20 protein-coding genes are annotated in these 22,544 nt (G+C 60.8%); 9 read left to right on the forward strand and 11 right to left on the reverse strand.

Features of this window, described 5'->3' with window-relative positions:
• Positions 1–110: 110 nt before the first annotated feature.
• Together CS390_RS13625 and CS390_RS13630 are read right to left on the reverse strand one after the other, a co-directional pair.
• A complete protein-coding gene (locus CS390_RS13625; protein WP_099775038.1) occupies positions 111–560 on the reverse strand; it encodes a hypothetical protein in 450 nt (149 codons plus the stop codon).
• Positions 561–603: 43 nt separating this feature from the next.
• Positions 604–816 (reverse strand): glycine zipper 2TM domain-containing protein, encoded by a 213-nt coding sequence (locus CS390_RS13630; protein WP_099775040.1) that lies wholly within the window; start codon positions 814–816, stop codon positions 604–606.
• A 243-nt stretch (positions 817–1,059) separates the two neighbouring features.
• Here CS390_RS13630 and CS390_RS13635 point away from each other — a divergent pair, with 243 nt between their 5' ends.
• The 5 genes from CS390_RS13635 to CS390_RS13655 all read left to right on the forward strand — a co-directional run bounded on the left by CS390_RS13635 (position 1,060) and on the right by CS390_RS13655 (position 7,354).
• Positions 1,060–1,344: a hypothetical protein gene (locus CS390_RS13635; protein ID WP_099775041.1), complete on the forward strand. Its 285-nt coding sequence runs from the start codon at positions 1,060–1,062 to the stop codon at positions 1,342–1,344.
• 250 nt (positions 1,345–1,594) lie between these two features.
• Positions 1,595–2,101, forward strand: a complete 507-nt coding sequence (locus CS390_RS13640) for a sigma-70 family RNA polymerase sigma factor (protein ID WP_176717381.1) — start codon at positions 1,595–1,597, stop codon at positions 2,099–2,101.
• Positions 2,102–2,124: 23 nt separating this feature from the next.
• On the forward strand, positions 2,125–3,168 hold the full coding sequence (locus tag CS390_RS13645; protein WP_256587485.1) for a FecR family protein: 1,044 nt from the start codon (positions 2,125–2,127) through the stop codon (positions 3,166–3,168).
• A 215-nt stretch (positions 3,169–3,383) separates the two neighbouring features.
• Positions 3,384–6,188: a TonB-dependent receptor plug domain-containing protein gene (locus CS390_RS13650; RefSeq protein ID WP_177442404.1), complete on the forward strand. Its 2,805-nt coding sequence runs from the start codon at positions 3,384–3,386 to the stop codon at positions 6,186–6,188.
• Between the two features lie 29 nt (positions 6,189–6,217).
• Positions 6,218–7,354 (forward strand): cytochrome-c peroxidase, encoded by a 1,137-nt coding sequence (locus CS390_RS13655; protein WP_256587487.1) that lies wholly within the window; start codon positions 6,218–6,220, stop codon positions 7,352–7,354.
• A gap of 32 nt (positions 7,355–7,386) precedes the next feature.
• On the opposite strand, the gene CS390_RS13660 is transcribed toward CS390_RS13655, so the two are convergent.
• Both CS390_RS13660 and CS390_RS13665 read right to left on the reverse strand, forming a co-directional pair.
• Positions 7,387–7,827 (reverse strand): CopD family copper resistance protein, encoded by a 441-nt coding sequence (locus CS390_RS13660; RefSeq protein ID WP_099775043.1) that lies wholly within the window; start codon positions 7,825–7,827, stop codon positions 7,387–7,389.
• A 10-nt stretch (positions 7,828–7,837) separates the two neighbouring features.
• A complete protein-coding gene (locus tag CS390_RS13665; RefSeq protein ID WP_099775045.1) occupies positions 7,838–9,025 on the reverse strand; it encodes an NnrS family protein in 1,188 nt (395 codons plus the stop codon).
• A gap of 188 nt (positions 9,026–9,213) precedes the next feature.
• On the opposite strand from CS390_RS13665, the gene CS390_RS13670 reads away from it, so the two are divergent.
• On the forward strand, positions 9,214–12,114 hold the full coding sequence (locus CS390_RS13670; RefSeq protein WP_099775047.1) for an HD domain-containing phosphohydrolase: 2,901 nt from the start codon (positions 9,214–9,216) through the stop codon (positions 12,112–12,114).
• Between the two features lie 10 nt (positions 12,115–12,124).
• Here CS390_RS13670 and CS390_RS13675 read toward each other — a convergent pair whose 3' ends face one another.
• A complete protein-coding gene (locus CS390_RS13675; RefSeq protein ID WP_099775048.1) occupies positions 12,125–12,811 on the reverse strand; it encodes a GNAT family N-acetyltransferase in 687 nt (228 codons plus the stop codon).
• A gap of 139 nt (positions 12,812–12,950) precedes the next feature.
• Positions 12,951–15,128 carry a bifunctional diguanylate cyclase/phosphodiesterase gene (locus CS390_RS13680; RefSeq protein WP_099775049.1) on the reverse strand — a complete coding sequence of 726 codons (2,178 nt, stop codon included), beginning with the start codon at positions 15,126–15,128 and terminating at the stop codon, positions 12,951–12,953.
• Between the two features lie 260 nt (positions 15,129–15,388).
• Here CS390_RS13680 and CS390_RS13685 point away from each other — a divergent pair, with 260 nt between their 5' ends.
• A complete protein-coding gene (locus tag CS390_RS13685; protein WP_099775050.1) occupies positions 15,389–16,561 on the forward strand; it encodes a DUF1624 domain-containing protein in 1,173 nt (390 codons plus the stop codon).
• A 52-nt stretch (positions 16,562–16,613) separates the two neighbouring features.
• Here the strand turns inward: CS390_RS13685 and CS390_RS13690 are convergent, their stop codons facing one another.
• The 5 genes from CS390_RS13690 to CS390_RS13710 form a co-directional block, all read right to left on the reverse strand.
• Entirely contained in the window at positions 16,614–16,901 is a 288-nt protein-coding gene (locus CS390_RS13690; protein WP_099775051.1) for a hypothetical protein, read from the reverse strand.
• 140 nt (positions 16,902–17,041) lie between these two features.
• Complete coding sequence (phnE, locus tag CS390_RS13695) at positions 17,042–17,809, reverse strand: phosphonate ABC transporter, permease protein PhnE (RefSeq protein WP_099775052.1); 768 nt, start codon at positions 17,807–17,809, stop codon at positions 17,042–17,044.
• On the reverse strand, positions 17,806–18,633 hold the full coding sequence (locus CS390_RS13700) for an ABC transporter permease (RefSeq protein WP_099775053.1): 828 nt from the start codon (positions 18,631–18,633) through the stop codon (positions 17,806–17,808). Before CS390_RS13700 ends, phnE begins: the two co-directional genes overlap by 4 nt.
• The gene (locus CS390_RS13705) at positions 18,627–19,421 is read right to left on the reverse strand and encodes a phosphonate ABC transporter ATP-binding protein (protein ID WP_099775054.1); all 795 of its coding nucleotides are present in this window, start codon (positions 19,419–19,421) and stop codon (positions 18,627–18,629) included. Before CS390_RS13705 ends, CS390_RS13700 begins: the two co-directional genes overlap by 7 nt.
• Entirely contained in the window at positions 19,418–20,269 is an 852-nt protein-coding gene (locus tag CS390_RS13710; protein ID WP_099775055.1) for a putative selenate ABC transporter substrate-binding protein, read from the reverse strand. The genes CS390_RS13705 and CS390_RS13710 overlap by 4 nt, the downstream gene beginning before the upstream one ends.
• A 118-nt stretch (positions 20,270–20,387) precedes the next feature.
• Between CS390_RS13710 and selD the strand changes: the two genes are divergently transcribed.
• Both selD and mnmH read left to right on the forward strand, forming a co-directional pair.
• Positions 20,388–21,422 (forward strand): selenide, water dikinase SelD, encoded by a 1,035-nt coding sequence (selD, locus tag CS390_RS13715; protein ID WP_099775056.1) that lies wholly within the window; start codon positions 20,388–20,390, stop codon positions 21,420–21,422.
• On the forward strand, positions 21,422–22,525 hold the full coding sequence (gene mnmH, locus CS390_RS13720; RefSeq protein WP_099775057.1) for a tRNA 2-selenouridine(34) synthase MnmH: 1,104 nt from the start codon (positions 21,422–21,424) through the stop codon (positions 22,523–22,525). The genes selD and mnmH overlap by 1 nt, the downstream gene beginning before the upstream one ends.
• The last annotated feature ends 19 nt before the right edge of the window (positions 22,526–22,544 follow it).

Genomic DNA, 22,544 nt, shown 5'->3' on the forward strand with positions numbered 1-22,544 from the left:
TAGCGTGGTCTGAGGATTGAAGTCTAGCGCGACAGCTCGACCATACCCCTACGGCTGGACCTACGGTCTCAAGGGCACCGCGCGGACGCTTCGCGATAGCTGCCCCTGCGCTACTCACTCCAGTGGAAGTTAACCGTGCCGGTTGACGTGCCGGCGAGCGCAATGCTGCGCCGCTGTTCACGGCCATCAGTGCGGGCAATCACAAGGTATTTGTCTGCCGGCAACTGTACATACACCAGCGGCCCTACCTGACTCAGCGACAGTACAGGCTTGCCACTTTCAGTCTGAATCACCAGATCGACATTGCTGACGTACTGGTTAGCGGGCCCCGTTGAAAAGGTCAGGTGCAGGTTATAGCCCTTCGTCTGCTGAAGGGCCGTCGACTCGTCCAGGCCAATGCCTCCGCTGAGGTAGCGGATTCCGTTCTGCTCCTGAGGTTCCAGTTGTACCGCCGAGCTATCGACTGTTTCTTCAGTCGTCGCGTACAGCATCGCTGAAGACAGCCCGAGCAGCAGCGCCAAGGCAAGCCTTGAACGTGTCAGTTTATGAGTGAATATCATGATGACGTGCTCCTTGATGCGCTAGCGCGCATAGGGGTGACAACTACTTGGTTTCGTGGCCGATGATTCCGCCAATCGCGGCGCCGCCGACAGTGCCCATGGTGCTGCCACCGGTCAAAACGGCACCACCGACAGCGCCAACGCCCGCGCCAATGGCCGTGTTACGCCCCTGTGTCGACATGCTCGGACAGCCACTCAGGCTGACGAGCAAACCCACCATCAAGGCGCTATACGTGAATCTGTGCAAGGTGCTCATACTGTTCTCCGACGAATACTGGCAGGGATCTACCTATGACCCAGCATGCGCGTGCCCGTCCGCCAGCGTCTGTGCGCTAGTACACGTAGGCCTATGTGTTTCAGCGAACAGACCCTGTGTCGCCAATCCCTCAAACTCAGAAAACGGAGCGGCACGGTTCGACACCGCGTTCCGATTGGCTCCAAGGCGTAGCGCGAGCAAACGCCCTGCGCTGCCCTGCACTCACGACAAAGGACGTACACCATGGTCATTCATTTCAAGGTCGCCGGGCATCTCGCCTGCGGCCATCACGGCGACAACCTCAGCACCACACTTGAGCTTTCAAAGGTGAAATGCCGCAGTTGCCGCAACACCGATGCCTTCAAGGCAGCCCGCAGAGACCTGCGTAACGCCACGCGCCGTTCCGCACGGCACGCAAAGGGGGCTCACGCCATCAATGACTGGCGCGCGGACTGGCGGGCAAAACTCGCCGCGATGCCCGGTCGTCAGCGACTTCCAAGAGGTTTCCACGGTCAATCGTTCGCCTAGCAGTGCAGGCGGCAACCGTTGGCCGGATGCCTAGTTTCGTCAGGGTATCCGGCTCACACGGGTGTCGAGCCAGACTGTGACGTTCCTGCAACAACGGTGGCAGCAAGGCTCAGGCACTCGCTGCCCCGTACGCTCGACCGCGAAGCCTGTAGACATAATCCGTCAAAATCATATTTGATAATGATTATCAACACGACTACTATCGCCACGCCTGATCGGGCAGTCATTGTGTTTAACAAGCGTGGTCGTTGTGTCAGAACACCGTCAAAAACTTGAACTTTACCTCTCACACCGCAAGGCGCTGGTGGAGTATGCGTCGCCAATCGTGGGCTGTCGGTCCAAGGCTGAAGACGTGGTTCAAGAGGCCTGGCTGCGCTTCAATGACATCAACGCCGATCGAACACCCTTGGCTCAGCCCGTGGGTTACCTCTACCGTATTGTGCGTAACCTCGCCCTTGACCTGAATCGGCGCCTCTCCCGGGAAAACCGTCACCCGGCCAGCGAGGACGAGCTCGAAGGGTTGCCTTCTGAAAATCCTTCGCCAGAATGCGAAGCCCTCTACAGCGATGAGTTGCAGCAGCTTCAAAATGCCTTGGCCCAATTACCCGAGCGATCTCGCCAAGCGTTTGTCATGCACCGCTTGCACGGCATGACCTTCAAGGACATCGCACAACGCCTGGGCATTTCCTTGAGCCTGGCCCATCAACTCGTTCGGGACGCCCTCACCTACTGCGCGGAGCAATTGAGCGATGACTGACAACACGCCAGCGGTACGCCTGCATGCCATTGCAGCAGGTGTTGCCCACACGACCTGCAACGCCCGTGCTTGAGCCTCGCGCCGAAACACCCGCGGCGGTGAACAGTCGTCCTGGGGATCCAGTCTGGGAAACGGCGCTGGACTGGTTCCTGCGCGTGCAGGAAAACCCTGCAGACCAAGCCTTGCACGATGAGCTGCAGGCCTGGCTTGAGGCGTCCCCTGCGCATTTGCGAGCCTATCGCAAAGCCGAGAAAGTCTGGCGGATAAGCGGGCAATTGATGAGCAGCCCCCTGCTCGATTGCCCTTTGCCTGCGCCGATCACCCCACCAGGCGCACGACGTCGCTGGCTGCGCCGCATGGTCGTCAGTGGCGCCGTGGCCGCCTGTGCGATGCTGTTGGTGCTCCCCGACTGGCAAGGCAACACTGCCGACTACAGCAGTCCTGTCGGCGAGCACCGCCAGGTCATCCTGAGCGATGGCAGCGTGGTGGAACTGGACAGCGGCAGCGCTATCGATGTCCAGTTCAGCGCCGATAAACGCCAGGTAACCTTACTGCGCGGGCAAGCGTTCTTTTCCGTCAAGTCCCAGCCTCAGCGCGTGTTCCAGGTATCCGCCGAGGCGATAACCGTCACCGTCACCGGCACCGCCTTTGCCGTCGAGGTGTCGCCCGACACCATTGATGTGAGCGTGGCAAACGGCTCGGTCAATGTCGAAGACCAACGTGGTCATGGCGCCACACTGGAACCGCTCAAGCCAGGCCAGCGCATCAGCTTCTTGCGTCAGGACCAGAGTATTCAACGCGCCTCCATCCCCGTGGAGCAGATTGCGGCCTGGCGCCACTGGCAGATGTTGGTGATCGATCAGCCAGTGAGCGACGTCGTTGCACGCTTGCGGCCTTACCAACCTGGGCTGATCGTCCTCAACGACGAGGCGCTGGGCAAACGCCGGATCACCGCCGCGCTCGACCTGCGCTCGCCACGGCAAGCGTTGCAGGCAGCCATCGCCCCCTTGGGCGGCCATGTGACAACGTTGAGCCCCTACGTACTGATGGTGTCCGGCGCCGACTGAGTCGGTGCACTCCCCTCGCTGCGCCAAACCTGAGCCTGAGCCTGAGCCTGAGCCTGAGCCTGAGCCTGAGCCTGAGCCTGACAATCGCCGTTTCATCGAATCGGCGATTTTTTTATTTATTTCTGGAAATTACGAAAGGTCGAGCGTCATTAACCTGAAGGCTACTGAAAACTATTCGCATTAGCGAACCTGAATTTCACGTCACAGGTACACGAATGTCCCGCTCGAAGCGCTCTGTCTCCTCTACGCCGCAGTCTTTCTTGCCCAAATCCAGTGTGCTCGCCCTACTGATGGCGCTGCCGTACCTGGCGCACAGCGCGCCCACAGCGGCCACCACGGATCTGCTGGCACCCTCGGCACATCGCACCTACTCGTTCGATATACCTGCCGGCTCACTGAGCAACGCGCTGATGCTGTTTGCCCAACAGTCGGGCGTGCAGGTCAGCGTCGAAAGCGCATTGCTGCAAGGGCTATCCTCAGGGAGAGTCAAGGGCCGGATCAGCCTGGAACAGGCACTGGCGCAACTGCTCACCGACAGTAACCTTGCCTGGCAACACAGCGCAGACAACGCCGTCTCGATCCATAGGCGCGAGGCGGCCGATGTGCTGCAGTTGGACAGCACCCGCGTCAATGGCCAGGCCGCTGAGTATCAGGCGGACAGGACCATCGACCGACGAACCATCGAATCACTGCCCAGCGGTAACGGCGACATCACCAGCCTGCTACGAACCAATCCCAGCGTGCAGTTCGACGACGGCCAGCTCTCGGGCAAAAGCCCCGGAGAGATCAGCCCGGCCAACGTCAGTATCAACGGCGCCCGTTACTGGCAGAACCTGTTTGTGGTCGATGGCATGAGCATAAACAACGATATCGACCCTGGTTCGACAACCAACAGTTATGACCAGGTTGAAGGCCGCAGCCAGGGGCTGGCACTGGACACTGATCTGCTGGATGAGATCAAGGTTTATGACAGCAACGTGCCGGCCGCCTATGGCGGTTTCAATGGCGGGGTGATTGAGGCCAATACCCGTAACCCCAGCAAGGAACTGCACGGCAAAGTGTCGACTCAAATGACCCGCTCGTCCTGGACCCGTTATCACCTGGACAAGGACGACCCGGACCTGGATGAGTTCGAGGCAGGATATGGCACAGGCAATCAGCCGGAGTTCGACAAAGTCATCACCCGCGCCACGCTGGAAGGTCACCTGACCGACACGTTTGGCTTGATGGGCAGTTTTTCGCGCAAGGACTCCACCATCCCGACCCGCACCTTTGCCTTGAGCCACAACTCGGCTCAAGCCAGTGAGGAGCAAGAGCAGACGCGCCGCATCGACAACTACTTCTTGAAGTCGGTCTGGCAGATCAACGATGACTGGGGCCTGGATGTCAGCCTGACCCACGCGCCGGAAACAGCGCATACCTATGGCAACAATGCCTTGTATTCGGCCAGGGACACCACGGCAGGCGGCGAAAGCATCGCAGCACGCTTGGTATGGAACGCCCCTCTGGCCAGGGTCGAGCAGAACCTGAGCTGGAGCCAACTGGAAAACTCCCGCTCGTCCGAGTCTGACTACCTCATCGCCTGGCGCTCTTCGACCACCAAGAACTGGAGCAACTCGACCACAGCCAGTGAAGGTGGCCTGGGTGACATCGAGCAGGAACAGAAAAACCTGAGCTACAAGCTCAAGGCCGACTGGAACAGCTTCCGCACCTTTAGCCTTGAGCACACGCTGCAAACCGGCCTGGAGCTGTCACACAGTTCAACAGCCTATGACCGCTCTTCGCCCTATACCAGCTACGCCGTTTCAGGGATGACCAAGACCTCGACCTGTGTTGGCGACGACCCGCTGTGCTCGATCGGCAAGACCGTCAACGGCTGGGATGGGCAGTACGCAAAAACCAAAACCGTCACCCAAGGCAAAATTGACTTCGATACCCGCGCCTGGGCAGTCTTCCTTCAGGACGACATGCGCTGGGGGCGCTTGAAAGTCAGGCCTGGCGTACGTGTCGACGCCGATGACTACATGAATGCGACCACGGTTGCCCCTCGCCTGGCGGTGGAGCTGGACGTATTTGGCGACGGCCAGACCCGACTCACCGGTGGTGCCAACCGTTATTACGGGCGCAACCTCTCCGCCTATAGACTGCGCGACGGCGTTGCGGCCCTGCAGAGCAACTACACACGTGCCAGCCAGACGTCGGACTGGGTCTACACGTCCCGCGTGGCCAACGGCGCCAAATTCAACGAACTGGATGTACCCTACGACGATGAGCTGACCCTGGGCCTGACACACATCCAGTGGAACACCGAGTTCGCGCTGAAGTACGTCAACCGCAAAGGCCATGATCAGATTTCACGGGCCTGGGGCGCCCAGATTGGTCAACCCAGTACCGATACCCAGGTACTGGCCAGCAACTACTTCACCTATTACAACGGCGGTGAGAGCGAGTCCGATATCTACACCCTGACCATCACCCCGCTGCGCGACTTCGCCTTGTGGGGCACACGCAGCAGTGGCCAGCTGGCGCTCGACTGGACCGAAGTGCAAAGCTCAGGGTTGTCCGATTACACCACCAGCATTGGCCTGCTGTATGTCGACGATCCCATCATTCAGTACCAGGGCACCTTCATGAACTATTCGGACCGCCCTGCCGAGAACTACAACCGGCCCTGGACCGTACGCCTGACTACCCTCACTGAGATCCCCCAACTTAACCTGAAATGGGGCAACTTCCTGCGTTACCGCGATGGCTACCGGCGCATTGCCGGCACCGGTGAAACGGTCGCTTACAACGGCCAGCAGGTACGCGTCTGGGAAGAAACCGATTATGCCGCCGCACTGACCTGGGACACCCGACTGGCCTGGGAACTGCCTACTGCCAAGGATCAGGCACTGTTCGTCAATCTGGACGTGAGCAACCTGCTGGATAAAGCCATTGTCAGCAACACAGACAGTGACGACATTGCCACTTACGAGGTGGGCCGCCAGTTCATGGTTGAAGTGGGGTACCGGTTTTGAACGCACCTGCAGATGGACGCCCGTTTGACATGAAGCGACCGCTCAGGCGCACCTTCCTGACTGCGGCCTGGCTCATGGCCTTGCCGCTGGCTGCCGACCCAGCCGATGCCGCCGAACCCTGCGAAGCCGTAGCAGGAACACTGCGCGCCTATCAAGCCTGTATCGGCCAGCTGTACCGTCAACCTGTCGCGCAATGGCCCGCGCCGCAGATTGACCCGGACGTGTCCTGGGAAGAAATGGGCCCCTTGCCTGAGCTGGCCCCCTCTCCGCCCGAGAACCCCTACACGCAAGCCAAAGCGGCCTTGGGTGAGCGTCTGTTCAACGACCCGAAACTGTCCCGCTCCGGCCAGATCGCCTGCGCCTCCTGCCACGAACCCGACGAGGCGTTTGCAGACGGACGCCGGGTTTCCTTCGGCCACGACCGTCAAAGCGGTCGGCGCAACGCCCCCAGCGTGGTGATGAGCGGCTTTACCCGGCACTTGTTCTGGGACGGTCGCAGCAGCAGCCTTGAGGCCCAGGCACTACGCCCCATCAACGACCACGTCGAGATGGCGTTCACCACCGACGAACTGCTCTCACGCCTGAACGCTGACGCCGAGTACCCCGGCCTCTTTGATCAGGCCTTCGCCAGTAAAGGCACGGTCACGGCTGAACGCATTGCGCAGGCACTCGCCACCTACCAGCGCACACTGGTGACCGCTACCCGCAACACCGCGTTCGAGCAACTCCTGCGCGGTCGACCACAACGCATGAGCGACGAGCAACTGCATGGCCTGCACCTGTTCCGTACCCAGGCTCGCTGCATGAACTGCCACTTCGGCCCGAGCCTGAGCGACGATCAGTTCCACAACCTGGGGCTGACCTATTACGGCCGCAAGTATCAAGACCTCGGACGCTACGAAGTGACTGGCAACGTGGACGATGTCGGTGCCTTCCGCACACCGTCACTGCGCCTGCTCAGCAAGACCGCACCGTGGATGCACAATGGTCTGTTCGTCAACCTGGAGGGCACCATCGCCCTGTACAACAGCGGCATGCCTCGACCACGACCGGCCGAGCAACAGAAAAACGATCCGCTGTTTCCCAAGACCAGTGATCGCCTGAAGCCGCTGGGGCTGGACATGGATGAACGCCGGGCACTGATACGTTTTCTCGAAACGCTGTAAAACCAGCGTTTGAGCAGATCTGAGGCCAGGCATCACACGTTCAGCAGGAACATGGCCTTGGCCAGAAACAGGATGCCGAGCATGTGCAACAGCACACTAAGATGGAGCCGCCGTGATCGTGATGCGGTCATGCGGCCGGTGCGCATCAGGTACACCACGCCGATGAACTGCACGAGGATACTCAGGGCCAGGCCGATTTTCAGCGCCATCATGGTCCCAAGGCTGCTGTCCAAGGGGTTGTGCAGCACCGCGCGATACTGCCAGGCCAACCCCAGGCCTGCACCGTAAAGCACCGGTATCACCCAGCGCATGACACTGCGCGCACGCAGGCCCACGGCTTTGGACAACTGCTCGCGCGGGGCCTGCTCCAGTTGTCGGGTCACCCGACTGAGGATCATCACCTCAAAAAAAACACCGCCAATGAAAAAGGCTGCCGCCGTCAGGTGGATAAACTTCAACAACAGGTAACTCATAGCGTCTCCATCAGCCTGGGTGACCATCAGCACGCGTGCGCCAGAGCATGGGCGCATAGCAGAAAAGGTACTGGGCAAACGCCCCCGCCCAGCAGGCAGCCGCCAGCCAAAGTGCCGGCTGGTGCCAGAAACTGACCGCCAATACGCGAAACAGGCTGCCCAGGTTGAGCAATACGAATGCCCAGGCAAACCCCTGTGGCAGCACCAGAGGACGCCCGGTATGCCCCAGCGAGACACGCGCCAACATGGCCAGGATCAACCCGCCCAAGGCGCCGACCGTGAACGCATGCAACGCCAGGCTTACACTGCCGAGCAGGCCGAAATGCCAGAGCGCCATGCCAAAGCAGGCCATTGCCAACCAGGCATACGCCACATGCAGTGACCACAACAACGGCTCCTTCAGCAGGCCACGATCAAACCAGCGCAACAGACGAATACCATGCCCCGCGGCCAAGGCAATAAAGACCAACCCCAGCCAGGCGTGCACCTGCAGCGCAAGCCCCGACGCATACAGGATCGCCAGCGAAACCGTGACAATCAGCAACGCCCAGTCCAGCCAGGCCCAAGGCTGAACGGCAGCCGCACGCCCGAGCCCCCGTTGGGTGAAGAATGGAATCACCCGCCCGCCGATCAACCCCATCATGGCGGCGACCAGCCACACTGCCGCCCAGACGCCTTGGCGCTGCCAACCGTCGTTTGCCTGCTGCAGCCCGAGCTGCGTCAACAGGTCGGCCCCCAACAGCAACACCAGGACCGCCACAATCGGATAGTTACGGGTTTGCCGTACCGCCCACAGCTGATGCGCCATGACCAAGGCCACACAGGCAAAGAACATAAGGTTGGCCGTCATCAGCAACGGTGGCGACCCCGTCCACCATGCCAGCCGAGCCGCCAACCAGATCACCACCAGCACGCCCAAGGACTTGCCAGACAGGCCGGGGCGCCCCGTCCAGGTCTGTACCGCAGTCAGCAGAAAACCGGCAATGATCGCTCCGGCAAAACCGAAGACCAGTTCATGTCGATGCCAGGCCAGCCAACCGCCCAGGGGCTGCGCTGTAATGCCATCCCCCAGCAAGGCGAAAACCCAGAGGGGCACGGCCAGGGCGGCCAAGGTACTGCCAAGCAGAAAAAAGGGCCGAAAACCCAGGCGCAATAATGGCCACGTGCTCATGGCCTGGCGTTTATCGAGAATCTGCATGGTTTCTCCGGGAGGCAGGCCGTTCATCCATCTCAGTCTCGCAGCTCTATGCCCATGTCGCCATGACAGACATCAAGCATTGGGCCACAGATTTCGCCACCTGCTCACCTTGTTCTATGCGACATGGCGGCAACCTTGATCATCAGCGCCTATAGTCCAATCTCCTATCGCTGACAGGGAAGCGTGCGATGCCATCGCGTCGAATTCCACTTTATGTCCACATTGCCTACCTGTTCGTTGGCCTGCTGCTGACCTTCGCCATTCTCAGCAACGGCTATCAGTTTCTGCAGAACCGCGAACAGATGGTCAGTGGCGCGAAAAAACACTTTGAACTGGTCCGTCAGCTCGCCATTTCCGAACTGGACGCCCTCTACCGGCCCACGGTGAGTACAGTGTCATTACTGGCCCATCAGCGCCTGATGCGTGCGCAGACGCTCGAGGCACGCCTGGATAGCCTGCAGTTTCTGGCCGCCGCCCTGGATAGTCAGCCCGCATTGACTTCGCTGTACATGGGCTACGACACCGGTGATTTTTTCATGATTCGTCCGTGGCGCAATGAAGCCGTATTGGTTCCGCTGTTCAACCCTCCCGCCGGGACACGCTGGATCGTGCAGAGTATTCAGGTGATCGACGGTCAGCCATTGGGTGAGCATCTGTTCATCGGTCAGGACTTTCAGGTGATAGAGCGACGAGCACGGCCGGACTACCGCTACGACCCGCGCGGCCGTCAGTGGTTTATCGCCGCTAAACAGCACGGTGATCTCTACGTCACCGATCCGTACGTGTTTTTCTCCACTGGACAGCCCGGCGTGTCCTTTGCCCATCCCACCGAGAATGGCAGCGGTGTTGCGGGGGCAGACATCACCCTAAGCTCGCTGAACGCACTGATGCTGGAGCTTAAAGCCACCCCGGACAGCCGCATCGCCCTGCTCAACGCCATGGGCGAAGTGCTCAGCTGGCAAAAAGGTGCACCGCAGATGCTTGATGACGGCGCTGGCAAACTGCGTTTACCCCGCCTGGATGAGTTGCAGGCGCCGATACTGCAACGCCTGGTCAGCACACTGAACGAGCGCACAGAAGACGGCCTGAGCTTTCAGGCTGCTGGCGACGACTGGCAAGGTATCCGCATTGCCCTGCCCACGGTCGGCGGACAGACCCTGACACTGTTGATGGCGGCGCCCTACCGTGAGCTGCTGGCAGACGCCATCGCACTGCGCAACCGCGGCATGCTGATTGCCTTGGCCTTGCTGGTCCTTGGTGTACTGATGGCCCTGGCCATGGCGCGCCTGGCGTCCAAACCCCTGCAAGCCTTGACCGCCGAAGCAGAAAAAATCGAGCACTTCAACTTCGACGAGCCCATCGAGGTAGAGTCGCAGATTGCCGAGGTGGTCGACCTGTCTCGCGCCATGGGCAGCATGAAAAACACCATTCACCGCTTCCTTGAGTTATCGATTGCCCTCTCCAGCGAGACCAACTTCCAGCGGCTGCTGGCCCATCTGGTACGTGAAATGCAGGAGATCACCAGCGCCGAGGTCAGCCTGATCTACCTGGCAGATGCTGATGCCACTCGTCTGCAACTGGCCCGTGTTCACTGCCGAAACGGCCCGTTCGACGCAGCGCCTGGCAGTGATATCGAGCTTGCCGTGGCCCATGATCATCCCGTGGTACGGGCCATGCGCACGGCCACACCCTGCGCAGTGTCGGCTGATGAGTTGCAGCGCAACTTTCCGCCGTTCAGCAACATCGATCAGCCCTTGTCATTGTGGGTACTGCCGCTGAAGAGCCGGGCAGGCGATCTGCTTGGCGCACTGGCGCTGCTGGTCAACGAGCAGCATCACCCGCTGAGCCCGGAATTGATGGCCTTTGTCGAGGCACTGTCCACAACCTCGGCGGTGGCGCTGAACACCCAGCGCCTGATCGATGAGCAGAAGGTTCTGCTGGAAGCCTTCATTCAGTTGATCGCCGGGGCCATTGATGCCAAGAGCCCCTACACCGGCGGGCACTGCCAACGTGTGCCTGAGCTGACCAAGATGCTCGCACGCGCCGCCTGTGCCGAACGCAGCGGGCCTTTCGCTACCTTCAACCTGACTGAAGAACAGTGGGAGGAACTGCACATTGCCGCCTGGCTGCACGACTGCGGCAAAGTCACGACGCCGGAGTACGTGGTGGACAAGGCAACCAAACTGGAAACCCTGCACGATCGTATCCATGAAATACGCATGCGCTTTGAAGTGCTCAAGCGCGACGCAGAACTGGCCTGCTGGCAGGCAATCGCGGCGGGTGGCGATAGCGATTTGCTGCAGGCCGCACTGGCTGAGCAGTTGCATGAGCTGGACGAGGAATTCGCCTTCGTTGCCCAGTGCAATGAAGGCGGCGAGTTCATGGCCCCGGAGCGCGTCGAGCGGCTACAGCGCATCGCCGCGCGCACCTGGCGGCGTACCCTGTCCGATCGCCTTGGGATTTCCCATGAGGAGAAAGCGCGCAAGAACCTCAACCCGGAGCCGGCACTGCCCGTCGACGAGCCGCTACTGGCCGACAAACCCGAACACATTTTCCCTCGCGGGCCGCGCGAACAGATGCCTGCCGACAACCCTTGGGGCTTCAAGGTCAAGGTGCCCGAACATCTGTACAACCGCGGCGAGCTCTACAACCTCAGCATTGGCCGAGGCACCCTTGTCGAGGAAGAACGCTACAAGATCAACGAACACATCATCCAGACCCTGATCATGCTGGAGAAGCTGCCGTTCCCACGGCACCTGCGGCGCGTGCCGGAGATCGCCGGTGGCCATCACGAGAAAATGGACGGTACCGGCTACCCCAAGGGCCTGACACGCGAGCAGATGAGTGTGCCTGCCAGGATGATGGCGATTGCCGATATCTTTGAGGCGCTCACCGCCGTCGACCGCCCCTACAAACAGGGCAAGACCCTGTCCGAGGCGATCAGGATCATGGGCTTCATGCGCAAGGATCAGCACATCGACGCGGAGCTGTTCGCGCTGTTCCTGCGCTCGGGTATCTATCGTCAATACGCCGAACGCTACATGCCCCCGGCGCTGATCGACGAGGTGGATATTGCCGCCTACCTGTAGCCGCTTGCGTTTATACGGATATCCCGGCCTGCTGCACAAAGGCACGCGCCTGGCGGGTCAGTTGATCGAGGTGCCGGTCACGCTGCTTTTCCGCTTCCACCATCGCTTTCTTGCCCTGTTGCTGAAGCAGATAGGTGTGTATCTGGCGTACCTCCACGGAACGGTAGATGGGCGCTACATCCAGCACTGCCACATGCCCGTGGGTGCTGTGGTCACGGGTGTTCATCAGTACTTGCGGGCCACGCACGCCGATGACCTGAAACCCCATCGACTCGAAGCACGGCACTTTACCGGTAAAGCACGCCAGCTCGGCATGTGGGTAGCGACTCAGCATGGCCTGCACCATCGCCCGGGCAATCCCCTGACGCCGGTGGCTGAGCGGCACGGCCATATAGGCGACCGAGCACGCCTCGGGATCACCCGTCGCGGGCAGGTACAGCAGAAAGCCGACAACCGTTGCCGGGTCGTCGGCATCCAGGGCCACGATCAGCTCGACAGGCATTCCCCTGGAACCGTCCATCGCCTCTAGATAAAGATGAACCTCGTAGCCAACGCCGTATTGGTAAAGCCGGTAGAGCGGGTTGCTCGGCGCAATGGCCACCGCGCTGATGTCCGTGACGTAATCGACGACCATCTGCATGATCTGGCTTCTGATCGCCTCGGGGGGTGGGCTTTCAAGGCGGGTGACAGTGAACATTGCGTTTCGAACTCCGGGACTAAGGCATGCCCATGGCCTGAGACGTTGGCGCTGGGCGCCGACATGATAACCCGTCTTTACGCCGCTGGCCTGCTACACGGCTCACCGATGATGAGGGGGTACCAGAGCAAAACCGCGCTCAACCGCGCAGGCGCCCTGCCAGTGCCGGTATCACTGTCGCTGGCACCGGGCGTGCCAACAGGTACCCCTGGCCCAGCTCGCAGCCCAGCCGTAGCAGTTCGTCGGCGGTGCATTGATCTTCGATGCCTTCGGCCAGGGTTTCCAGCCCCAGCGAGCGCGCCATCTGGATGATCGCTTCGACGATGGCGTGGCCATCGGCGGCGCTGGTCATACCGCGCACAAAGGACTGGTCGATCTTGAGCGTGTCTACCGGCAGCCGACGCAAGTACGCCAGCGAGGAATAGCCGGTGCCGAAATCGTCGATAGACAGCTTGATGCCATAGGATTTAAGGCTGATCAGCGTCGCCAGCACCTGCTCGGTGTCTTCGATCAGGCTCGACTCCGTCAGTTCCAGCTCCAGTGCCGACGCTGGCAAGCCGGCATCGCTCAGCGCCTGCTTGATTACCGCTTCCAGCGAATGGTGGTGCAGTTGCACGGGCGACAGGTTGACCGCGACCCTTGGAATATCCAGCCCACTGGCCCGCCATTGTGCGGCCTGCCGACAGGCCTGCTGGATAATCCAGTCGCCCATTGGCACGATCAACCCGCTTTCTTCAGCCGCAGTAATGAAACGGTCTGGCGAGATCAGCCCTTGGGTTGGATGCTCCCAGCGTACCAGCGCTTCGGCACCGACAATACGACCACTGCCGAGCTCGAACTGCAACTGGTAATGCAGCGTCAATTCATGCTGGTCGATGGCCTGGCGCAGGCTGTTGAGCAGTTGCAGGCGCTCACTGACCTCCAGGTTCATTGCAGCGCTGTAGAAGCGCCAGGTCTTGCGGCCGGCCTGCTTGGCCTTGTACATGGCTGTTTCAGCATTACGCAGCAATTCAGCCGGTGCTTCGCCATCGTGAGGGGCCAGGGCGACGCCGATAGACACTGAGGTTGAGATTGCCTGCCCGGCAATCCGGAAGGGCGCAGCCAGCAGGTCGAGAATGGTTTGCGGTACCTTGGCAATGTCATCGGCATTCACCGGGCCAGTCGGCAGTACAGCAAACTCATCACCACCATAGCGACACACGGTAGCCGTCGCTGGCAACCCTTCACGCAGGCGCTCACCTATTGCCCGCAGCAAATCATCGCCGTGGGCGTGGCCCAGGGAATCGTTGACCAGCTTGAACGCATCGACATCCAGAAAGAGCAAGACGACCGGGTGGTCGTCACCCCGCATACTGACCAGCGCCTGCAGCGTCCGGTCTTGCAGCAATGCCAGATTAGGCAGGCCGGTCAGCGTATCGTAGAACGACATGACCTCGATGCGCTTCTCGGCAGCCTGGCGGTCGGCGATTTCTACAGCAAGACGCTCGTAGGGTTCGCGCACGCTTGAAACAAACACAATGCGGTAGATCAGGCAGTACGAGAGAACCTTATAGAGGTGCCCGGTCAGGCTGTAGAGCTCGTTGACGTTGTGATAGGCGGTGAAGCAAAGCTCCGAAAGAATGGAAATCAGTGCAGCAGCCAACAGGCCATTGGCGTCATAGGCAAGGCTGCGCCGAGCGCGCCAGAAACACACGGAAGCGATGGCCAGCACGCCAATGATGGCCCACTCCATTGCGATCTTGAAGGGCGTCAGGCCCATGCCCTCAACGAAGGTGTGCGGCCAGACATCGGGGAAAAACAGGCCGAGCACGTAAATCACCGCCACCATCACCAATGCCGCGAGCAGCATGGGCAAGCGCGGCGTGCTACTAGTCAGTGGGCGCCAGGAACGGATGGAGATCAGCAACAACGTGCCTGCGGTCAGTACGCGCGATACCAGCCAGAAATTGATCGCTTTTTCGGGAGATGAAAGCGTAACGAACACTGGCATGCCCCTATAGGACAGCACATGTGCCAGATCAAGCAGCGCAATTGAGAGGAACGCACAGCCGAGCAACAACAGGTTACTGGGCTGCCCTGGCCGATAGCTGTGCCAGGTCACCGCGAATACCAGCACCGCAACGGTAATGGCAAAGATTTCACAAATCGAATGCAACGCAACCGGGAACCAGCCGGCACTGACTTGAACCGCAGCCGGCGCAAGCCATACGGCAAGCAGCACCAACCCGAGAACAACGACCATGATCAGGTGGTTACTGTCGCGAGGCTGACGGTCTGTAGCGGGGAGTGTCGGAGAAGAACTGCTCGGATAGGTCATAGGCACAATCAGGCTGTGTTTCCGATAGCAGCATGGATACCGTCAGCTGCGGGCGGGCGCCATTGTATAAGGCGGCCTGAGCTAAAACCATATTTAAAATGGGTTTACTGGTGTCCTTCAAGGCCCTGAAGCCGCGTAAATCAAGGCACGTACGTCCCAACATTGCGACAACCCGCCGGGTTAAAGATTTCTATTCTCACAAGCAATGTTATAGAGTAACTAGCCTTAATGCCTATCAACCCCCGCATTGCGAACGGCCCATGACCCCTGCTCTTGCTCACACCACAACCACTACCACTGCCAACCGGTTGCTCTCGATTGATGCCTTGAGGGGGCTGGTCATGCTCTTCATGTTGCTGGACCACGTCCGGGAGACCTTCCTGCTCCACCGACAAGTGTCCGACCCGATGGACATAACGGTGACAGAGCCTGCGCTGTTCGTCAGCCGGACCCTGGCCCACCTGTGTGCGCCTGTGTTTGTCTTGCTGACCGGGCTGTCGGCTTACCTGTTCGGTGAAAAGTACGCCGGTAAAGGCGATGTGAGCGGTTTTCTGTTCAAGCGTGGGCTGTTTCTGCTGGTACTGGAGTTCACCCTGGTCAACTTCGCCTGGACGTTCCAGTTGCCACCCACGGTTATCTACCTGCAGGTCATCTGGGCGATTGGCCTGAGCATGATCGCCTTGTCAGCCCTGGTCTGGCTGCCACGTCAGGTCCTGCTGGGTTTGAGCCTGCTGATCATTGTCGGCCACAACCTGCTCGACCCGCTGCACTTCCCGGATGGGACGGCGCTGCACGTGCCGTGGGCGATTTTGCATGATCGCGGCTGGATCGAGCTGTCGGATACCCTGCGGTTGCGCACCTCTTATCCCGTGCTGCCGTGGATTGGCGTCATCGGCCTGGGCTATGCCATCGGCCCCTGGTTCGCACGCGGTGCAGCGCCGGCTGCACGCCAACGCAAACTGGCAGGCTGGGCAAGCTTCGGTTTAATTGGCTTTGTTGCCTTGCGCCTGCTCAATGGCTACGGCGAACGCCCCTGGACGGCCGGCGAAGCTCCTTTGCATACGTTGATGAGCTTCTTCAACATCACCAAGTACCCGCCATCCCTGCTCTTCCTTGCCCTGACCCTGAGCCTTGGCCTGTTGCTGCTGCTAACGTTCGAGCGCCTCCAGAAACACAAGGCCATCGGCCCTTTGAGCGTGCTCGGGTCGGCGCCAATGTTCTTCTACCTGCTGCATCTGTACGCGCTGAAAGGGCTGTATGTGCTCGCCGTGGCGCTGTTTGGGCTGAACCAGGGCGACTATTTCGGGTTCGATGGCATCTGGGCCATCTGGTTGACTGCCGGGGTGCTGGCTGTAGCGCTATACCCTGCCGTACGCAGGTTCGCGAGTTTGAAGGCTCAACGCCGTGATATTGCCTGGCTCAAGTATTTCTAGCGGCCATTGCACAGCATCGCCATGGTCGGCCCACGGCGATGCCGAGGCGGGATTAACCCAGCAATTGCGGATCGATCATGTCGCACTCAAAGGCCAGCCAGCCGCCATTCGGTTCGGCATGGCCGTTAACAATCGGGCCGTAGTAGGACAGGCCGTTCTTAAGGGTAATGCACACATGCGTCGGTGCATCCGGCGCCGCCAACTGGCCGGTGAAATGCACCTTCTTCAGGTTGTCGGTCACTGCTTCCAGGCCAATGGCTACGTTTTCATTGTCGACCGCCTCGACCTCTCCCGCGCTTTGCTCAGCGCTGACGGTCACGGTGGCTGTGTCTTGGTACATGCTTGAACTCCATCGGCAGGGCATTCGGCACAGTGCCGCGCCAAAAAGACACTAGGGTAAGCCAGTGACGGCATTAGCTGAAGCGCCTACGCGAAAACATTTAGCCGCGACACGGCCAAGGCGACGGAGAACACCCTACATCAGTTGAGCACCCAGCGCTGGCGAATGCGGTCACTCACCGCGTCGACGATCAACACCAGCGCCAGCATGGCGATGATCACGGTACTGGCCCGCGACTCCTGGAACAGGCTGAGCGTCATGTACAGCATCTGGCCCAGCCCTCCGGCACCGACGAAACCCAGTACCGCAGCCATGCGGATGTTGTTTTCCCAGCGGTACAGGGTGTAGGCCAACAGTTGCGGCCAAAGGTTGGGCAGCATGCCGTAGCAGAACGCCGAAACCTGGCTGCCGCCCTGCAAGCGAATGGCCTGGGCCGCTGCAGTGGGTGTGTTCTCGAAGGCTTCAGCATACAGCCGGCCCAGCACACCCGCCGTGTGCAAGGCCAGCGCCAGGGTACCGGCATTTGGCCCAAGCCCTGCGGCCAATACCATCAGCACCGCCCAGACCAGTTCGGGTATCGCCCGCAAGGCATTGAGCAGCAGCCGCGCGAGCCCTCGCAAGGCCCCGCCGAACAATCCGGCCGCAGGCAATGCCAGAAGCAGGCCCAGTGCCGCCGCCAACAACGTGCCTACACCCGAAATGGCCAGTGTTTCCAGCGCACCTCGCGCAACGGCCTGCAGGTGCTCGCGACTGGTATCAGGAGCGAGGAAACGCGCCGCGTACTCCCCCATCTTGCCCGCCCCGCCCTCACCCACCAGCGCCCACAGATCCAGGCTCAAGTAAGCAAACGATGAAACGATCGCGGCCAATACCGCAAACAGCACCAGCAGGTTGATCAGGCGCCTCATGCCAGCCTCCTGCGCAGCAAGCCACTGAGTTGATCGGCCAGCCAGACCAGCACCAGGAACGTCAGCAACATGCTAGCCACTTCCGCGCCAGCAAACATGCGCATCGACAAATCGATCTGCTGGCCCAGCCCACCAGCACCGACAAACCCCATCACCACCGAAGCCCGAATCGCGCATTCCCAGCGGTAGATGGTGTACGACACCAGCTCTGTACCCGCACAGGGCAAAATACCGTAGAAAAAAGCCCCAAGACGCGTGCTGCCAGCTTGCAGCAACGCATGGGCAGGTCGCTGATCGACCGACTCGAAAATCTCCGCATAGACTTTGCCCAACATGCCGCTGTAGGTAATGGCGATAGCCAGCACACCCGCGGTCGGCCCCAGGCCCACGGCCCTTACGAACAGCAACGCCCAGACGATTTCCGGCACACTGCGCAGAAACACCATCAGCGCACGCACCGGCCAGCGCAGTGCCACAGCCAACGCACTGGGGCGCCCGCCCCGGGAGGCTGCGGACAACGACAACGCGCGGCTGGCCAGCAGGCTGGCCGGGACCGCCAGGAGCAAGGCCAGGGTCATGCCCGCCGTGGCAACGGCGAGGGTTTGCAGCGTGGCGCCCCATAGCAACTCAAGGAACGCCTGGTCATGAGCCGGCGGCCAGAAAGCGCTGACGAAGCTGCCGATCTGACGACGGCTGTCGGCCTGAAACAACACACCGAGGTCGAGTTCGCTCAGGTGCAGCCCCGGCCAGAGCAGTGCCAGCGCCAGCAGGGTCAGCAACAGCCGTGGCGCGGTTGCCGGGTCGCGCAGGTCACGACTCAGCATCGGGGAATCTGCAGGGTCAGCGGCGCAACGGGCTGAACCGGCGAGGTCAGTTGCTCATTGGCGTACAAGGCATCAAGCAAGTCCTCGGTCACTTCAGTCGCCGGTTTGTCGAACACCAGACGGCCTTCACGAATACCGATCACTCGTGCGAAGTGGGCCAATGCCAGGTCTACCGCATGCAGGCTGGCGACCAGGGTAATACCCCGTACGCTGGCGTAGCTGCACAGGGTCGTCAGGCTATGCGCAGCGAGCACCGGGTCCATCGCCGAGACCGGCTCATCGGCCAGCAGCAGGTCCGGCTGCTGGTACAGCACCCGGGCGATGCCAACTCGCTGCAATTGCCCGCCGGAGAGTTGTTGGCACTGCACGAACAGTTTGTCCGCCAGGTCCAGGCTCGACAGCACGGCGCGCGCGCCGGCCACATCGACGGGCCGCAACAGGCTGAGCAGCCCACGCAGGGTCCCCCACTGCCCCAGCCGGCCGGCCAGTACGGTGGTGACCACCCGCTGACGCGGCGGCAAGGGCGGCACCTGATGAATCAGCCCCAGGCGCGTACGCAGCTTTTGCCGCAGCCGCGCCGAAAGGTGCCAGGGCCGCTGGCCGAGCACCTCCAGCTCGCCGCTGCCTGGTTTGGTGGCGGTGGCAATCAGGTGCAGCAAGCTCGACTTGCCAGCACCCGAGGGGCCAATAATCGCCACCTGCTCGCCGGCCTCGATGGTCAGGTTCAGGTCACGCAGCGCTTGCAGCGCACCATGGTTGAGGCAGGCCCCGGTCAGTCGGATCGTCATTTCAGCAGTTCAGCAGCCCGAGCGGCCTCTTCAATACCCGCATAGTTCTCCGGGCGCGTTTCGATGAAACGGGTAGCCGCCTGCAAATCAAGAATGGCCTTGTGCTCGGGGTTGGCCGGATCAAGGGCCAGGAACGCCGCCTTGATCTTCTGCGCCAGCGCCGGGTCAAGGCTGCCACGCACGGTCCAGTTGTAGTCGAAGTACGTAGGCGTCGTGGCGAACACGTGTACCTTGCTGGTATCGACCTTGCCAGCGGCCACCAGTTTGTCCCACACACTGGCGTTGAGCACACCGCCGTCGACCTTGCCCGCCTGCACCCAGGCAGCCGTGGCGTCATGGGCACCGGAATACGCTACGCGGCTGAAGAAGGTTTCTGGCTTGATGCCGTCCTTGAGCATGAAGAAACGCGGCATCAGGCTACCGGAGGTGGACGATACCGAGCCAAAGGCAAAGGTCTTGCCCTTGAGGTCAGACAACTGTTTGACCTGCGGGTCGGCCGTGATGAATTTGCTGGTGAACCGGGCATCCTGCTCGCGCTGTACCAGCGGCGTGGCACCAGGGCTTTTCAGGTGAACCTGGACGAAGGTGAAACCGCCAAGCCAGGCGAGGTCCAGACGGTCACTGGCCAAAGCCTCGACGACCGCCGGGTAGTCGGCCACCGGCACAAACTCCACCTTCATGCCCAATTGCTGCTCAAGATAAGCGCCCAGCGGCTTGAACTTGCGCAGCAGCTCGGTTGGGGCTTCATCGGGAATCGCGCTGACGCGCAAGGTTTCAGTGGCCTGAGCCAGAAAAGCGGAACCACTCAGTACCAGGCCGGCAAGCAGTGCCAGGGTGTTTTTGAGCATGGGAGTTCTCCGGTTCGACAGCGCAATAGGTAGGGCTTACAGGTGCCGAATTATAGGAGTTAGCAGCACAAAGACCAGCTTTGCTAGAATCCGGCGCTATAACTCCTTGAGGTGTGACATGAGCGAACCCATTCGCCTGACCCAGTACAGCCACGGTGCCGGCTGCGGTTGCAAGATTTCCCCCAAGGTGCTGGACGTGATCCTGGCCGGTAGCGGCGCCCAGCATCTGGACCCGAAACTCTGGGTCGGCAATGCCTCACGCGATGACGCCGCCGTCTACGCACTCGATGACGAGCGCGGCGTGGTCTCGACCACCGATTTCTTTATGCCGATTGTCGATGACCCCTACGATTTCGGCCGCATTGCCGCCACCAACGCCATCAGCGATATCTACGCGATGGGTGGCGACCCACTCATGGCCATCGCGATTCTCGGCTGGCCAGTGAACCTGCTACCCGCAGAAGTGGCCCGCGAAGTGATTCGTGGTGGCCGCGCCGTATGCGATGCCGCAGGCATTCCCTTGGCCGGTGGCCACTCCATTGATGCACCCGAGCCGATTTTCGGCCTGGCCGTCACCGGCGTGGTCGAAAAACGCCACATGAAACGCAACGACACCGCCACACAGGGCTGCCGCCTCTACCTGAGCAAGCCACTGGGGATTGGCATCCTCACCACGGCGGAAAAGAAAGCCCGGTTGCGCGAGGAGGACAAACACCTGGCCCGCGACTGGATGTGCACACTGAATACACCCGGCAGCCGTTTCGGCAAGTTGTCAGGTGTTCAGGCGATGACCGACGTTACCGGTTTCGGCCTGCTCGGCCACCTTGTGGAAATGGCCGACGGCAGCAACCTGACCGCACGCATCACCTACAGCGCCGTACCGCGCCTGCCCGGCGTCGATTACTACCTGGCCGAAGGCTGCGTGCCTGGCGGCACGCAACGCAACTTCGACAGTTACGGCGAGAAGATCGCAGCCCTGAGTGATGAACAGAAAAACCTGCTCTGCGATCCGCAGACCAGCGGCGGCCTGTTGGTTGCAGTAAGCCCCGAGGGTGAAGCCGAATTTCTGTCTGTAGCCACCGAACTGGGCCTGACACTGGCTCCGATCGGTGAACTGGTCGAGCGACAGCGGCACGCGGTAGAGGTGGTGTAATGGCTGACAACACCCACGACTACCGCTCACTGTTTATCGATGATGTGCCACTGATGGACGTTCGCGCCCCCGTTGAATTCAACAAAGGTGCCTTTCCCGGTGTAGTCAACCTGCCGTTGATGAATGATCAGGAACGTCAGCGAGTCGGCACCTGCTACAAGCAACGCGGCCAGCAGGCGGCCATTGAACTGGGTCACCAACTCGTCTGCGGTGCTACCAAGGACGAGCGCATTGCCGCCTGGGCTGCCTTTGCCCGGGCCAATCCAAACGGATACCTGTACTGCTTTCGCGGCGGGCTGCGCTCACAGATCACCCAGCAGTGGCTCAAGGACGAGGCCGGTATCGACTACCCGCGTGTAGTCGGTGGCTACAAGGCAATGCGCACCTTCCTCCTTGAGACCACCCAGCAGGCAGTGGCGCAGTGCGATTTCGTCCTGGTCGGCGGCCTCACCGGCACCGGCAAGACCGAGGTGATCCATGCCTTGCGCAACGCCATCGACCTGGAGGGGCTGGCCAACCACCGTGGTTCCAGCTTCGGCAAGCGCGCTACCGGCCAGCCGGCACAGATTGACTTTGAAAACCGCCTGGCCATCGACCTGCTGAAAAAGCGTGATGCCGGTATCGAACAGTTCGTACTCGAGGACGAGAGCCGTCTGGTCGGCAGCTGCAACCTGCCCCTGGAGCTCTACCAGGGCATGCAGCAATACCCCATGGTCTGGCTCGAAGACAGCCTGGAACACCGTATCGAACGCATCCTTCAGGACTACGTCACGGGCCTGTGTGCCGAGTTCATCGCTGTCCACGGCGAGGAGACGGGGTTCGTACAGTATGCCCAGCGCTTGCAAAACAGCATGGCGAACATCCAGAAACGCCTGGGTGGCGAGCGCTACAAGCGTTTCTCGACCCTGCTGCAGGACGCGCTCGATGAGCAGCAACGCAGTGCTCAGGTTGACTTGCACCGCGGCTGGATCGCAGGCCTGCTGAACGAGTATTACGACCCGATGTACGCCTTCCAGCGCGCCAGCAAGGGCGAACGGGTTGAATTCGTTGGCGAACAACAGGCCGTCATCGAGTACCTGCAACAGCGCATGGCACGCCACTAAGCGCTATCAATCGCCCTGC

The sequence above is a fragment of the Pseudomonas sp. HLS-6 genome (assembly GCF_002753995.1).
In the GTDB taxonomy this organism is placed as follows: Bacteria; Pseudomonadota; Gammaproteobacteria; order Pseudomonadales; family Pseudomonadaceae; genus Aquipseudomonas; species Aquipseudomonas defluvii.